General features: G+C 70.2%; 11 protein-coding genes and 3 pseudogenes. 6 read left to right on the top strand and 8 right to left on the bottom strand.

Going from position 1 to position 14,361, the window contains the following annotated elements; all coding sequences use genetic code 11:
• Positions 1-199: 199 nt before the first annotated feature.
• Complete coding sequence (locus SSOG_RS00250; RefSeq protein ID WP_039936170.1) at positions 200-1,612, bottom strand: RICIN domain-containing protein; 1,413 nt, start codon at positions 1,610-1,612, stop codon at positions 200-202.
• A gap of 936 nt (positions 1,613-2,548) precedes the next feature.
• On the opposite strand from SSOG_RS00250, the gene SSOG_RS00255 reads away from it, so the two are divergent.
• A complete protein-coding gene (locus tag SSOG_RS00255) occupies positions 2,549-4,453 on the top strand; it encodes a hypothetical protein (RefSeq protein WP_009712169.1) in 1,905 nt (634 codons plus the stop codon).
• A 48-nt stretch (positions 4,454-4,501) separates the two neighbouring features.
• Here the strand turns inward: SSOG_RS00255 and SSOG_RS00260 are convergent, their stop codons facing one another.
• The 4 genes and pseudogenes from SSOG_RS00260 to SSOG_RS53030 form a co-directional block, all read right to left on the bottom strand.
• A complete protein-coding gene (locus tag SSOG_RS00260; RefSeq protein WP_009712170.1) occupies positions 4,502-5,599 on the bottom strand; it encodes a barstar family protein in 1,098 nt (365 codons plus the stop codon).
• Between the two features lie 190 nt (positions 5,600-5,789).
• Positions 5,790-5,996, bottom strand: a complete 207-nt coding sequence (locus SSOG_RS53025; RefSeq protein WP_167542445.1) for a hypothetical protein — start codon at positions 5,994-5,996, stop codon at positions 5,790-5,792.
• Positions 5,996-6,190, bottom strand: a pseudogene (locus SSOG_RS58175) (WYL domain-containing protein); the annotation flags it as partial. The pseudogene SSOG_RS58175 and the gene SSOG_RS53025, both read right to left, overlap by 1 nt.
• Before the next feature lie 96 nt (positions 6,191-6,286).
• A complete protein-coding gene (locus SSOG_RS53030; protein WP_050799706.1) occupies positions 6,287-6,742 on the bottom strand; it encodes a helix-turn-helix transcriptional regulator in 456 nt (151 codons plus the stop codon).
• Between the two features lie 142 nt (positions 6,743-6,884).
• On the opposite strand from SSOG_RS53030, the gene SSOG_RS00270 reads away from it, so the two are divergent.
• Both SSOG_RS00270 and SSOG_RS00275 read left to right on the top strand, forming a co-directional pair.
• The gene (locus SSOG_RS00270) at positions 6,885-7,610 is read left to right on the top strand and encodes an NAD(P)-binding protein (protein ID WP_039936171.1); all 726 of its coding nucleotides are present in this window, start codon (positions 6,885-6,887) and stop codon (positions 7,608-7,610) included.
• A gap of 252 nt (positions 7,611-7,862) precedes the next feature.
• Positions 7,863-9,443: a purine-cytosine permease family protein gene (locus SSOG_RS00275; protein WP_208867309.1), complete on the top strand. Its 1,581-nt coding sequence runs from the start codon at positions 7,863-7,865 to the stop codon at positions 9,441-9,443.
• Between the two features lie 39 nt (positions 9,444-9,482).
• Here SSOG_RS00275 and SSOG_RS47935 read toward each other — a convergent pair.
• A pseudogene (locus SSOG_RS47935) lies at positions 9,483-9,596 on the bottom strand (carboxymuconolactone decarboxylase family protein); the annotation flags it as partial.
• A 498-nt stretch (positions 9,597-10,094) separates the two neighbouring features.
• Between SSOG_RS47935 and SSOG_RS58180 the strand changes: the two are divergent.
• The 3 genes and pseudogenes from SSOG_RS58180 to SSOG_RS00290 all read left to right on the top strand — a co-directional run.
• Positions 10,095-10,250 (top strand): annotated as a pseudogene (locus tag SSOG_RS58180) (DapH/DapD/GlmU-related protein); the annotation flags it as partial.
• A 1,473-nt stretch (positions 10,251-11,723) separates the two neighbouring features.
• The gene (locus SSOG_RS00285; RefSeq protein WP_425385399.1) at positions 11,724-11,918 is read left to right on the top strand and encodes an iron-containing alcohol dehydrogenase; all 195 of its coding nucleotides are present in this window, start codon (positions 11,724-11,726) and stop codon (positions 11,916-11,918) included.
• A 71-nt stretch (positions 11,919-11,989) separates the two neighbouring features.
• Positions 11,990-12,589 carry a hypothetical protein gene (locus SSOG_RS00290; protein ID WP_106516571.1) on the top strand — a complete coding sequence of 200 codons (600 nt, stop codon included), beginning with the start codon at positions 11,990-11,992 and terminating at the stop codon, positions 12,587-12,589.
• A 538-nt stretch (positions 12,590-13,127) separates the two neighbouring features.
• Here SSOG_RS00290 and SSOG_RS00300 read toward each other — a convergent pair.
• Positions 13,128-13,472, bottom strand: a complete 345-nt coding sequence (locus SSOG_RS00300; protein ID WP_009712177.1) for an MFS transporter — start codon at positions 13,470-13,472, stop codon at positions 13,128-13,130.
• A 438-nt stretch (positions 13,473-13,910) separates the two neighbouring features.
• Positions 13,911-14,300 (bottom strand): NUDIX hydrolase, encoded by a 390-nt coding sequence (locus tag SSOG_RS00305; RefSeq protein ID WP_245606177.1) that lies wholly within the window; start codon positions 14,298-14,300, stop codon positions 13,911-13,913.
• Between the last annotated feature and the right edge of the window lie 61 nt (positions 14,301-14,361).

The raw sequence follows: 14,361 nt of genomic DNA on the forward strand, positions 1-14,361 counted from the left end.
CCAGAACCGGGGGGCGCCATACGCGGCGGTATCGAGCCGGGCGCGGCCAGGCAGCCGGATGCGGCGGATGGCGCCTCTTGGACCCACGAACCGCGGAGATCAAGCGCATGTACGTGCGCCCGGACGCCCGCGGGCCCCTGGTGCTGGAGGACGTCATCTGGTGAGCCACGGCCCGCCCCTTCCGGAGGCGCCGGGGGCGTTATTGCTGGCTGTCGGGTTTGACGAGGAACCACTCGAGGTCGCCGTCGTCCTGGCAGCCGAAGATGGTGATTCTCGTGCCGTCGGCTCTGTCCTCGCCCTTGTCGGCGTAGCCCGCGACGTTCAGGCAGAGCTGGTTGCTGGCGTAGTTGTGGATCCAGTGGAGCCCGTTGGTGTTGGGCCGCTTCTCCACCCACCACAGCTGGTTGTCGTCCATCTTGCGGGTGCAGGCCGCCTCCTTCACCCCCGTCCTGATGGCGGCCGCGCCCTGGTCCGGCAGGTCCATGCAGTAGCCGTCCATGGTGTTGCGGATCTGGACGAGGTCGGTGTTGCCCGGCCCCTTGCCCTCGAACACGGTCTCCAGGTTCCACAGCTGCCGGTCCTGGGCCCCGTCGCAGGGGTACTGGGCGGTCTCCCCGTCCACCTTGCCCTGCTCCTCGACGGGGGCGACGCACTTCTGCGTGGTTCCGTTCCGCAGCAGGACGCCCGCGAACGGGTCGACCGGCTTCGGCTTGGGCTTGTCGCCCCCGGCGCCGTTCCCGTCGCCGTCCCCGCCGGGCTGCTGCGTCGGCTCGTCCGCCGGTTTCGAAGCGGCCGGGGGCTTGGGAGCCGAGGGTTCCGGGGTCGGCACCGAGGAGGCGGCGGCCTCCTCGGTCCGGTCCTGGGCGCGGGTGTTGACCGGTGGTTTGTACGAGATCCAGATCATGACGAAGGCGATGGTCAGCGCGACCAGCACGCTGAAGAGCACGCCCAGCCAGCGAGGCATCATCCCCGGCTGCTCGTAGGTGCCCTGCACCGGCAGCGGTTCGGCGCCGGAGCGCTGCACGGCCAGGGTGAAGGGCCGGGATTCCTTGGCCCCGGCCCAGATGGTCTGGCGCGGCTTGAGGGTGGTCTTGATGAACGCGGCCCGGCCGGGCTCGATCTGGACGTTGGCCGGGTGGATGTCGTACGAGAGCTGGTCGCCGTTGTCGCTGCCGCTGATGGACGCGGTGAGCTTGACGTTGCCGAAGTTGTCCACGGCGAGCTTGGGGCGCCCCCGGAACCGGCCCTTGACCGTCTGCGGCACGAGTTCGGCCCGTACCTCGCTGAACGGGGTGACGGTGACGTTGCCCTCGGGGACGGTGGTGGCCTCCGGGTGCTCGGTCGGGATGATCTGCACCCCGTACGCGTGCGGCCCGGCGGCCGCGTCCGGCGTGCGCGGTGGGGCGAAGGTCAGCTCCACCGTGCCGGTCGTCCCCGGGTACAGCCGGAGCGTCTGCGGCTCCACGGTCGTCCATGGGGACAGGGCGCCGACGGGTACGAAGCGGTACTCGTCGACGACGTCGCCGGTGTTGCGCAGCCGCAGCCGCACGGTGGCCGAGCCGCCGGGGTCCACGGTGGTCGAGGCAGGTTCCAGAGAGGTCCAAAGGCTCACCGCAACGACGCTATGGCGAACGCCCGCCCGCTGTCGCAGGCGTCGGGGCACCTTCCGTTGCCTGAAAGCCTCGGCGCGCTGCCTTGCTGGGGTGGCCTGCACTCCCCGGGGCCTCTATGCGTGCGCGACGAACACGGGACATCGAACGGGCCCCCGACCCCGCGCGGCCCTGGCCCGCCCCACGGCGGCCCGTACCGGCGCGGCACAGGCCGCGCACACGGCGTCCGGCGGCCCCATCACACCGGGCGGGCCATCGCCCTCCAGCGCTCGTTGGGCAACGCCGCGGCGAGCAGGTTGATCGGGAGGAGCGGCATGGTTCCTGGGAGCTCCTCGACCTCTGGGCGTCCGCCGTCGACGAGCCTCGACTACCACCGGGTGCGGTGGCCGGGCCTCTCGACCAGGTGCTGTTCCCCCGCCTGCCTTCGGAGACAGGATCCGCCGCTGGGACACCCAGCGCGCCCCTGACGACTGAAGGCACCCGGGCGGCACCGCACGCCCAGCCTCGCCGCCCGCACCACGCCCTCAACGCACCCGGCTCACCGAGCGCTAGCAGTCACCACGGCCTGGCCGTGCTGCGACGGCTCGGGTGGGAGGCGTTAGAGCATCGGGGCCCCGCGGTCGCCGCTACCTTGAGGTCGAGCAGCCCCTTGAGGACGTCCACGAAGCGTGGCCGGCGCGACCGAGCAGTGGCACCGGCGTTGGCGGGTGCACAGGCTTGGGCGCGAACTCCGGGAGCGATCCCGGCGTTGCCCCGACAGGCTCGTGCCGGCGATGTTCGTCGGCCCCCGGTCCAGCACGTCCACGGCTGCGGCCGCGGTCGCAGCAGTCACGATCGACGGCGCCCACTCCCCTACGAGCATGTTCCGGCCGAGGGCGCCGTGATCGAATGACCCCAGGTCCTCGTCTCAGCTGCCGTGCCTCACAGGGGTATTCCGCATGGTGTTCGTCCACCACTCGTTGCTGACCGCCACTTTCCTGGCGCCCCATCCCGCGCTTCTGCCCCGCCTGATCGAGCGGCTACGGCACGAGACCCTGCGATGCCTGCAAATCGCCGAGTACATACCCACCGCCCTGCTGGAGGAGTTGATTGCCTCTGGCGACCGGCAACTGTTGCAAGGTCTGGCGGCCGGGGACAACCGCCGTGCGTGGTTCGATTCCAGGAGAGCCCCGGCCGTTCCCGGGGTGACACGACGCAAGGACGCGCTTCTGCGACTGGCCGCCCTGGGCGACCCCGCACTGGCCAAGCCCCTCTTCGACAGCGAGGTCTGGGAACTGCGCATCGCCGTTCTCACCGCGGCGGCGGCTCGCCCCGACGATCCGGACTGGCGCCTCCCGGGCGGCCTGGTGGATACGCTGCTGTGCGCACGGGGCCTCGACGAGTTCGCCTTCGCGGTATGCGCCCCGTTTTCCGATGTCGCCGAGTGGGCGCGGAAGCACCTCGGCGAGCGGTTCCCGCCCAACGATCAGGTATTCGTCTGCAGAAGAGTGGCGAAACTCGGTGGTGCGTCCGCACTGCGCGGGATCCTGGAAGAAGGCTCGCCCGCCTCGGTGACGGCCGGAGTGCTGCGGCAGGCGGTGAAGGCGCAGGACCCGATCGCCGTGTTCCCGTATGACGCCCGCGCGTTCGAACTCGTCGACGGGACATACAAGGAGCGGCTCTTGTTTCCCTCCGACCTCGCACCGGCCTCCGGCTCCGGTCCCGGCCCGACAGCCCTGCCCCCGGACGAACGCCGTGAGCCGGCCGAGGCGTCCGACTGGTGCGTACCAGCCTCCCGTATCGAGGAACTGCTCGCCCTCGACGACCCCGAGACCAACGCCAAGATCTTCCTGTACGCCCAGCCGACCGACGAGCAGCGAAGCGCCATCCTCGAAGGGCGCCCCTTCGCCCCCGACGCCCCGGCCGGCAAGCGTCTCCCACTCAGCGAGGACCTGGTCGCCTCGATTCGCAGCAACTCCGGGGGGTGGCTGTGGTCGTCCTACGCCTCGGGGCACCCCGAGCTGGCCCGCGCCGTGCTGGGGAAGTACAAACTGCTGACGCCGGCCAGGCGACTGGCCCTGGTCACAGCCCTGTGGGAACGCAGCGGCCGCGACGCTGTACAAGCCCTGCTGGACGAGACCAGATTCCCCGGTCGCAGGCCGAAAAGGCACCCCCTGACGTACGAGACGCACCGGGCTGTACAGCAGGCGCTGAACGCCCCCGATGGACTCGGCCGACTGCGCCAGATGCTGGCGCACGCCCAAAGTCCCGAGGGACAAAGGGACTTTCTGCTGAGTTTGCGCTCTGAAGCGCAGTGTTTCAACGGCGGCAAGGCAATCGTCAAGGAGATGGACGACCAGCCGCCCTGGGCGGAACTGATCGACGCACACCGCCGCGAACCACTGCACGAGCACTTGTTGGCCGTGCTTGCCGAGCGGCAGGACGTCCCGAAAGAACTGCGCAAGGACTGCGCCGCCGCGCTCGTCCGCCTGCGGCATCCGGACCACACCCGGTGCCGTTCGTCCGAACCCCGCACCACGCTCGGCCTGCTGCGGCACCACCCCGAACCGCACGAGGACTGGCTGCGCCTGGCCTACCGGTACGAGGAGTTGACGCCGACAGACACGCTGCGCGAAGCACGGCCCGCCCGGGCCGTCGTCCAGCACTTGCTGGGACTGTTCCCCACACGGCTCGACCAGTCGCTCATCCGCCCCTATCGGTGCGCGCACGCCCAGGCGCGGCGGATGGCATACGCCCAGCTGGGCACCGACCCGGACGCCTGGGCCATGGCCGCACGCCTGCTGCCCGAATTCGAGGGCACGTTCCCGGAGCTGCTGACCACAGCGGCGGCAGTCATCAGCTGAGTCGGCCGCCCTCTCGCCCTGGGGAGATCGAGGCGGGCGGGCCGGGGGTCACGCCAGGGTTACCTGCATGCCGCCCTCGGCCAGGACATCGAGGACCGTGGCGAACCGGTCGTACGGACGGCCATCCGGTGTCAGGTTCCGGGACAGGTGCTCGCGCGCGGTCGCGGCGTCCCGCCAGAGCAGGGTTGCGGGGGCGGTGTAGCCGAAGCTACCGCCCAGGCAGTCGTCAAGGGCGTCCAGACAGCCGCCGAAGTAGCCACCCGGCCCGTTCACCGCCTCGCCGAGCGCCAAGTACAGCCCCGGTACGTCGGTGATGTGCCGACCGTCGAGTTCGTAGGCGTGACCAGGCGGCCGGTCCCGGCGGGCGCGTCGGCAGCCTCGCTCCCTGACAAGATCAAGCCAGACTGCGCGGAGTCTGGTGCCGAGGTCGGCCCAGGCGCCCGAGGTGTCCGGCGGCCCGGCGAGCCACCGCTCCCACACGGGCCGGGCGTATGCGGGAACGGGTGTGAATTGGCCTCCGTCGAGCTCCAGGTCGATCAGATCCGTCCCGTAGGAGGCGGGGCGCCAGGCTCTGACGTTGGTCCACAGCAGCCGTTCGGTGAGCGGCTCGCCCTGGTCGTCTTCTATCTCCAGGGCGACCTGCTCCAGGTCGAGCGCCCGCCGGATGCCCTTCATGAGCGCCGCCCGTAGATGATCACTTTGGGTGAGCGACCGCAGGACGAGCGGAGGTGCCACCTGATCGGGCGGCAGGATGCGAGCGAACTCCCAGCAGGCGCCCAGCCACCGGTGACCGTCGTGCACTCGGACGGGACCCCTGTACCCCTCGGGCGGGCCTTCGTAGTCGTCCAGGCCGGTGAGCACGAGACTGTCCGTCCCGGGGAGCTGCCCCGGGCTCTCCGCGTCCTCCAGCAGCCAGGCATCGCATGCCTCGTCGTCCGGTACCAGCCACACCCGGCTGCCGACCCAGCCCCGCACCTCGCCGCCTTGCGGGACCCAGCCGAACAGTTCGTACGTCCCACGCTGGGGTTCTCCGAACAGTCCGTCCACTGCGGCGCACACGCCCCAGACGTGGCCGTGCTCCGTGTCAGTCAGCGTGTACCGCCCGCGCCGGCGATCGTCCTTGTCTTCATGCACGGTGGGAATCATGCCCGGACCAGGCTTGCGCGAGGAATCTGCTTTTCCAGGCTGAACCGTTGCCGCCCCGGACGGGATAGCGGCACGAGGCTCCGTCCGAGGGCGACGTTCAGCCTGGGCCGGAGATCATTGATGGGGTGGCCCCGAGGCGGGCGTTCCGGCTGACGGCCCCGGGCGGCTGCCGGTCCGGGGTATTTCGACGTCAAGGCGGCCCCTCACTTGCCGGGCTGCTTCGGCGAGTTCGGGCGGGGCCTTCGACGGTGAAACGGCAATCGAAGGTGATCAGGAAGCCGATGAGCGCCGACCACGACCAGGCGCCCATCTGAATCCGGGTGATCCGCTCGTCGATCGCCTCGAAACTCGCCGCGCCCGGGGCCCATTTGGCCACCAGTGCCGCGGGGCACTCCATCAGGACGCTGCCCCAGCAGGGCCAGGCGTCCGGGATGTCACCGCGATCGGGCTGGCTCTGGACGAAGCGGGTGATGTCCTCCTCGGGCCCCTCCCGCTCGCCGAATCGCCAGGCGGTGGGGCCAGGAGCGTGATGCGATCGAGCCGGTAGGCATGCCAGGAGCGCCGGTGCTGATCGTAGGCGACCAGGTACCAGCGCCCCGACCAGCGACGAGCCGGTGGGGTTCGGCCAGGACATCACTGTCCTCCATCGAGCCGAGGGTGATGGTCCGGTAGGAGAACCTCACGAGGTCACGTTGCTGTGCGGCGGTGCTCAGTTGTGCCAGCAGGTGGGATCGACCTGGGGTGTGGCGCAAGCTCCCAGGCGTTCTCGGTCCGTTCGATGGAGTTGGTCGCAAAACGGTGGGCCAGATGAGGTGGCAGCAGCTCCCTGATGGAGTTGAGCGCACGCTTCGTGGCGTCCCCCATGCCGGTCACCGAGGCCGGCGCGGTCTGGAGGGACAGCGCGATGGCGAGGGCCTGTTCGTCGTCGACTATCAGCGGAGGGAGACGCGCTCCGCGGGACAACCGGTAGTAGCCGGAGGGGCCCTTCGTCGCCGTGCCCGGGTAGCCCAGTTCGCGGAGCCGGCTGATATCCCGCCGAACGGTACGTGGCGAGACTCCCAGCCGCGCGGCCAGCCCTTCGCCGGTCCACTCCTTCTGGGTCTGAAGCAGGCTGAGAAGCTCCAGCGGGCGGTTGGCGATCAACGATTGCCCTCCGGATTTGGTGTCAGTAGAGGTCAGAATTCGTCCTCTTCTCCTGCCATGGTGCCACTGCGTCGGAGGCGAGAGCCGCCCCCGCAGGCCCTGGTACGCCGGACGAGTCCTGGACGCCGAGCAGGCCGAGGACGTGGTCACGTCCGGGGACGCCGACCTGGTCGGCATGACTCGCGCCATGCTCACGCTCGCGTGCTCGGTCAACCCCGAGGTGGCGCACCCGGAACTGGCCGAGGCGCCCCCGCCGGTGGACCTCGCGGGCGCCGGACGGACCGTCGTCGTGGGTGCGGGACCCGCCGGCATCGAAGTGGCCCGCGTACTGGCGGAGAACGGGCTGGATGTTGTCGTGCTCGAGCAGGACGACAGCGTCGGCGGACGCATCGACTACGCGCTGCTCGCCGATCCACACCAGGTGTGCCGGTACCGGCGCTGGGCGGAGCGGTCCCTGTCGGAACACGGTGTCGAGGTTCGCCTCGGCACCCGCGCCACGCCGTCCGCCCTGGCGGGTCTGACGCCTGAGCGCGTGGTGTTCGCGGGCGGCTCGTCGCCGACGATGCCCCGGTGGCTGGAGTCCGCGCGCTACGAGGTACGTACCGATGCGGACTACCTTGCCGGGGCGTGGGAGCCGACTCACGACGGCAACGTCGTCGTGTACGACCCCGAGGGATACAGCGCGGGCAGCGCCATCGCACTCCGGCCGGCCAGGGACACCGATCGCAAGGTCACCCTGGTGACGCCGCTGGGGTCGGCAGGACTGTTCCTGCGTCACGTGGTCAGGACACCACCGAACTGGACGCGGGGAGCACGGTGCTCGGCTGCGGATACCGATCCCCGGACGAGGAGCAGCTCGTATCGCTGAGGGCGGCATGCCCGCGCGCACGCTGGCACGTCGTGGGCGACGCCTCCTCCCCCGGGCTGATCCGACGCGCCGTCACCGGTGGCAGCCGCCTCGCCCACGACATCCTGCGAGGTCTCGCCTCCGCCTCGATGCGGTAGTGAGCGGTTCGCTTGGGGTGCCTGCTCGTTGGCAGGGTGTGATTGAGGTTGGGTACGGTTGCCGCTGGTCAGGGGCGGGACGCAGACTGTGGGACCCGTCCCCGATCACGGGGCGATGCCACAGCCGGACCGGAGGGTGAAGCCCGTGACCACGTCGATCACCGAGATCGAGACCCATGGCGTCGAACGCATACCGGACGAGGACCGGTCGGCCCGCCCGATCGACCTCTTCCGGCTGGCTTTCGGCGGCGCCAACACCTTCGCCACGTGCGTACTCGGCGCCTTTCCCGTCCTGTTGGGCCTGTCCTTCCCGCAAGGTCTCGCGGCGACCGTCCTCGGCCTGGTCGCCGGGGCTCTGCTGCTCGCCCCCATGGCGCTGTTCGGCCCGGCGAACGGCACGAACAACGCGGTCTCGTCCTCGGCGCACCTGGGAGTGCACGGCCGGATCGTCGGCTCGTTCCTCTCGCTGCTCACCGCGATCGCGTTCTTCTCGATCTCGGTGTGGTCCTCGGGTGACGCGCTCATCGGCGGGGCCCACCGGCTCGCCGGCGTACCGGAGTCGGAGGTTTCGTACGGCGTCGCCTACGCGGTGTTCGCGGTCCTCGTCCTCGTCGTCTGCATCTATGGTTTCCGCTTCATGCTGCTGGTCAACAAGGTTGCCGTCACGGCCGCGTCGGCGCTCTTCGTGCTGGGTGCCTTCGCCTTCGGTGGCGATTTCGATCCCGGCTACGCGGGCACCTTCGACTCGACGGCCGACCCGCTGTTCTGGCCGTCGTTCATCGGCGCCGCGCTGATCGTGCTGTCCAACCCGGTGTCCTTCGGCGCCTTCCTCGGCGACTGGTCCCGTTACATCCCGGCCGCGACACCGCGCCGCCGGGTGATGGGCGCCGCGTTCCTCGCCCAGCTCGCCACCCTGCTGCCGTTCGTGTTCGGCCTGGCCACCGCCTCGGTCATCGCCACGAAGGCCGCCAAGTACGTCGACCCGGCCGCCCCCAACTACGTCGGCGGGCTGCTGGCGATCTCGCCCGGCTGGTACTTCCTGCCGCTGTGTCTGATCGCGCTGATCGGCGGCCTGTCCACCGGCACCACGGCGCTCTACGGTACCGGCCTCGACTTCTCCAGCGTCTTTCCGCGTTTCAGCCGGGTGCGGGCGACCTTCCTCATCGGGGCGCTGTCGATCGCGTTCGTCTTCCTCGGCCGGTTCGCCCTGAACCTCACCCAGTCCATCTCCACCTTCGCGACGCTGATCGTCACCTGCACCGCGCCCTGGATGATCGTGATGGTCATCGGCTACGTCACCCGCCGTGGCTGGTACGACGCGGAGGCGCTTCAGGTCTTCAACCGCCGCCAGCGCGGCGGGCGTTACTGGTTCACCCACGGCTGGAACTGGCGCGGGATGTCCGCGTGGCTGGTGTCCGCCGTCGTGGCGCTGCTCTTCGTGAACCTGCCGGGCCAGTTCGTCGGCCCGCTGGGCGATCTCGCGAACGGGGCGGACATCTCCCTGCCGGTCGGCCTCGCCCTCGCGGCCGTGAGCTACCTCGGCCTGCTGGCCGCGTTTCCCGAACCGCGCGCGGTGTACGGGCCGGACGGCCCCCGCCTCGTACGGGCCTCCGCCGCCGACACCCCGCCCATCACCGACTCCCAGGGCAGCCCCGACGGCCTCTCCGCCACCGCCTCCGCTCCCGAGCACACCTGAGCGGCGACGGCCGCGGTGCGGCGGGCGCCCCCTCGTAGACGTGTGGTAGTCGATGCAGTACGCGCAGCGGTTGATCTGGGAGGCGCGGATCTGCACCAGCTCCAGCAGGACGGGGTCGAGTCCGACTCCAGGAGCGGCAAAGACCCCGGATATGGTGCATTTTCATGGCAGAAAGAGGGGTCAATTCTCCGGGCGCAGAACAAACATGCTCACATGAGGGAAACGGACCCCATGACGAACTCACAGGCCGCCGCCGCGCCTGCCCTTTTCGACTACTCGCCCTGGCACTACTGGACCCAGGCCAGCGCTGACGACCGCGCCCGGCAGCACCGCTTCCAGCAGACGCTGTGCGAGGCGGGAGCCGAGTACAGCATCGGCGAGGACTGCTACGTCTCCCCGTTGGCCGCGGTCCAGAACGACCATCTCCGTCTCGGACCGCGCAGCTACATCGCGGCCGGTGCCTACCTGACCGGCGCCCTGCGCGCCGGGCGGGACTGTACCGTCAACCCCTACGCCGTGGTCCGCGGCACCGTCGAACTCGGCGATGCCGTACGCATCGGCGCCCACACCTCCCTGCTCGCCTTCAACCACGGATACGAGGACCCCGACACCGAGGTGTTCCGCCAGCCGGTGTCCTCCCAGGGCATCCGAATCGGCAACGACGTATGGATCGGCTCCCATGTCGTACTGCTCGACGGCATCACCGTCGCCGACGGCGCCGTGATCGGAGCCGGCAGCGTGGTGACCAAGGACGTCCCGGCCAAGGCCGTCGTCGGTGGCAACCCCGCCCGTGTCCTGCGGTGGCGCGGGACACCCCCCGGCGCGGTGCACAAGGGCGCGCCGAGGGATCTGGCCGGAGCGGTCGCCGCGTTCGCGGACACCGCCCGCGCCCAGGCCGAGGACGTCATCGCCCGTTGCTTCGTGCCCGGCCCCGGCGGCGGGCTGTTCGCCGACGTACCCGGCTGCCTGCCCACCGTGCGCGCCCAGTGCGACGCCGTGGAGATCGCCGACCTGCTCCTCGGGCGGGCTCCGCTCCCGCTGTCCGCGGACGAGCAGGTCGAACGGCTGCGCTCCTGGCAGGATCCTCACAGCGGCATCGTCGGCGCGCTCGGCGAGGACGGACGCCAACGCCCCGTGGGTCCGCTCCCCTTCAGCGCGGAGACCGGCTACCACTTCCTGTGCGTCGGCTACGCCCTCGACCTGCTGGGCAGCGCGTTCGCCCATCCCCTGCACGGCGTCGCAGCACTGACCGCCGGTGACGTCGTCGAGCACCTGGAGGCCCTGCCCTGGCAGGAGAACCCCTGGTACAGCGGCGACTGGGTCGACACCCTGGGCACCGCCATCATGTGGAACCGCCGCCGCGGAGTCCGCGAACAGTCCGGCGCACTCGACGCCCTGTTCGGGTGGCTGCTCACCCACGCCGACCCGCACACCGGGCTGTGGGGCAGCCCCAGTGCCGCCGACGGTCTGATGCGGGTCGTCAACGGCTTCTACCGCGCCAGCCGCGGCACGTTCGCGCAGTTCGGGCTGCCCGTGCCGTACCCCGAGCGGACCATCGACTCCGTGCTCCGGCACGCCCGCGATGCCCGCTACACCCGCCGGGACCGGCAGACCGCCTGCAACATCCTGGACATCGCCCATCCGCTGTGGCTGACCCGCGCCACCGGTTACCGCGCCGACGACGTCGTCGCGCTGGCACGGCAGCTGCTTGACGACGCGCTCCAGCACTGGGTGGACGGCGAAGGATTCGCCTTCCGCGCCCCGCACCCCACCACCGCGGGCGACCGGCAGACCCAACCCGGCTTGCAGGGCACGGAGATGTGGCTCGCCATCATCTGGTACCTCGCCGACCTGGCCGGTGTCGCCGACGCCCTCGGCTACCGGCCGCGCGGCATCCACCGGCCCGAACCAGCCCCCTGACAACGGTCGTTCTCTCTCCTGCCGACCTGTTCGCGCCCCAGCTGAGCGGCGCCGACGATCCGTGGAATGCCTGACACACCACCACGCTACGACGACATGGGCCGCGCCCTCCCCCGTCCCGCGCTGGCCGCCGTCTTCGTCTCCGCGGGAGCCGCACGGGCGGCTGGCATCGCGACCGCGGCCTGCTCGGCAGCGCTCGCCCGGTCGCTGATGTCCCCCCCTCGCCGGGGGCCTGCTCGCCGTCATCGTCCGTGACGAGCGTCGAACCCGGCGCACCTCCGGGTAGGACAATCACCTCGGGACGGAGCTGGTCCCGAGTGCGGTTCGACATCCGGCTCGCCCATCAGCGGACATGACGTGGTGACGCACGTACCGGTCGCCTGGGCCGAGCGGGCACGCGCCGTGGCGGCCGCGCACGAGGTGGACGTCCTGGTCAGCGTCGGCGGGGGCTCGACGACCGGGCTCGCGAAGGCGATCGCGCTGGCCAGCGGGCTCCCCATCGGCCCCACGCCCTCACCTCCGGGAGATCCCGTCGTTGAGCCGCCCAGCCCCTAGGGCGGCTGTCCGGGTGCGCTGGGGGATCGTCCTGATAGCCCCTACCCGGACCGGACGGCGACTGTATGGGCATGACATCGACGGCACCCACAACGCGACTGTTATGCGTCCTCATCCCCCTCCTGCTGCTGTCGTACGGCGTGCTTCGCCTGATCGACGGCATGGACGGCGACCACGGCCCGGGGGTGGCCTGGAACCTCGGCCACGCGTTCTTCCTCGCCGCCTTCCTCCTGTTCGGCGCCTTCGTCGTGGTGCTGCGCGGCCTCGTTCCCGCGGTCACCATCCGGATGAGAACCGCTGCCAGTGCCGCCATGGTGGCCGGAGTGTTCGGCGCGGGCTGCTTCGTCTGGGTGATCCTCGGCGATCTGTTCTCCGGCCTCGCCGACTCCGCCCCGCTGCCCGGTCCTCTCGAGGTCGCGGGTCCGATGGCCTTCCAGCTCGGTTTGCTCACCTTGCTGATCATGTTGGTGGCGGTACGGCCCGGGCAGCTGCCCGGGTGGAGCCCGGCGCTCGTGTTCGTGTCCTTCGTCCTGATCGCGGTCAGCCTCGACCTGATCCCGCTCGCGGCCGTCGTCCTCATGGCCGGTCTCACACCGCTGGCCCGCAACCGCGCACCGGGCGCAGAGTCGGGCTCATCCTCACCTGCGTCGTCGACGAGACGGGCTTCGTGAAGATGGGCCGTACCTCGGCAGGCGTGCGAAGGCAGTGCACCCGCAGCCACCGACACCTGCTCAGAGGCACTGGGCCTCCTGGCACCGGCACATCACGCTCGCCCTGACCTTCCTGACTTCCGTGGCCGTCGACGCGGCCCCGCAGCAGTCCGCGGATCGGTACCAGATCGCCCGGCCTTGCGCAGGCGCGCGAATGGCACTGCCGAGGTCAGCGAGAGAGCGATCACTTGCCCGTAGACGAATCCCCCAAGAGCACTTCCCCCGGTAAAGGCCGGACGCGCTGGACGTCATGGCAGTGGTGCCGAGCGAGACCGCTGCCGCGGTGACCCAGAGCCCGGTGCTGGGAGAAGTGGCCACGGCAATCGCGCTGATGGCCACAGGGCCGAGGAAAAGACCGACGATGGTGAGGCCAACGGCGAAAGAGCCAAGTGTGTGCAGCGGGGACACGAGCACCGCGGCGAGGCCCATGGCGACGCACAAGGCGAACAGTCGCGGCCCGAGTCCCGACGTGAGCTTCAGCTCCGCCAACCTTGGCGCATCACTGGCGACCGCAGGAGCGGGAATCGTCATCGACAATTCCGGTGCATGGTCTGCTCTTCTTCTCGGGGGGCGGCGCCGTCAGACCGACCACCGCGCTGTGCACGAGGAACCAGATAACCGTGGCCTTCTCCGTGTCCGTAAGGAGCGCCAGAGCGATGTACCCCGCGGCTTGGGCCGTCGCCATAACGGTGAGCGCGATGCGCTGCCCGAACCGGTCGACGGCCCGGGCACGCCAGGGAGCGGCGATGACGTTCGCGATTCCGAACACTGCTGTTGCGAAGCCGGCTTGCGTGTACGAACTCGTACTTTGCTGGACAGCGAGGAGGAGGGCGAGACCGCCCATGGCGGTCTCCGAAGTCTGACAGTTGTCGAAGTCCGGAGGGCATACGCAACCGCACCCTCGACGGATCAGAACCTGGGCGGGAGTGACCCAGGACCGTCAAGATGAACATCACGATGAACACCCGGGGAGGTATAGCAGGGCGCGACTGCTGACGGGGCCGACCCCACGTGCGGCGGGTATCGAACCCCACGGGCGCCCGCTCGTGCGGCTGGTCGAGCGCTTCGGCGTGCGCCGTGGGGATCCTCTCCTGCTGCGACGATGATCAGCGGTGAGTCGTCACACCGCGGGTTTGAGAAGCCCTGCGGCCACTAGACCCGCCAGACCCAGGTCCATATCGGTGAGCCGACCGCTCAGGATATGGGCCACGTACTGGTCGCGTGGCAGGGTGACCGGCTCGAGGAACTCCTCGGCGTCCGGCGTAGGGTCCGCGACCTTACGTCACTCCCGGGCCAGTGCCGCGTACCGCACGTGGGTGGCGAAGGAGGCCAGATAGGTGGTCGCGACGATCTGGAGCGAACCGGCCTCGTACCCCGTCTCCTCCAGCAGCTCGCGCGCCGCGCCGGCCGCGACTTCCTCGCCGTCGGCGACCAGGCCGCCGGGCAGTTCCGCCAGCACCGTGCCCGGCCCGGGCCGGTACTGGCGTACCAGGATGCCCTGCCCGTCCTCCGTCAGCGCGACCACGGCGACCATGCGCGGGCCGACGAGAATGTCCCAGTCGGATTCTCGGCCGTCGGGCTGCACATAGGTGCGGCATCGCACCGTCAAGTATCCGGCCGGCTCGGGACGCTCGCTCTTCAGCGTCCACTTCAGGTTGGACTCCTCCGTCACGTTCGGCATCTTATGGGCGGCACCGCCTCGTTCGAGGCCCCACGCAGGATGCCGCGAACAT

It is taken from the genome of Streptomyces himastatinicus ATCC 53653, from assembly GCF_000158915.1.
Taxonomy (GTDB): Bacteria; Actinomycetota; Actinomycetes; order Streptomycetales; family Streptomycetaceae; genus Streptomyces; species Streptomyces himastatinicus.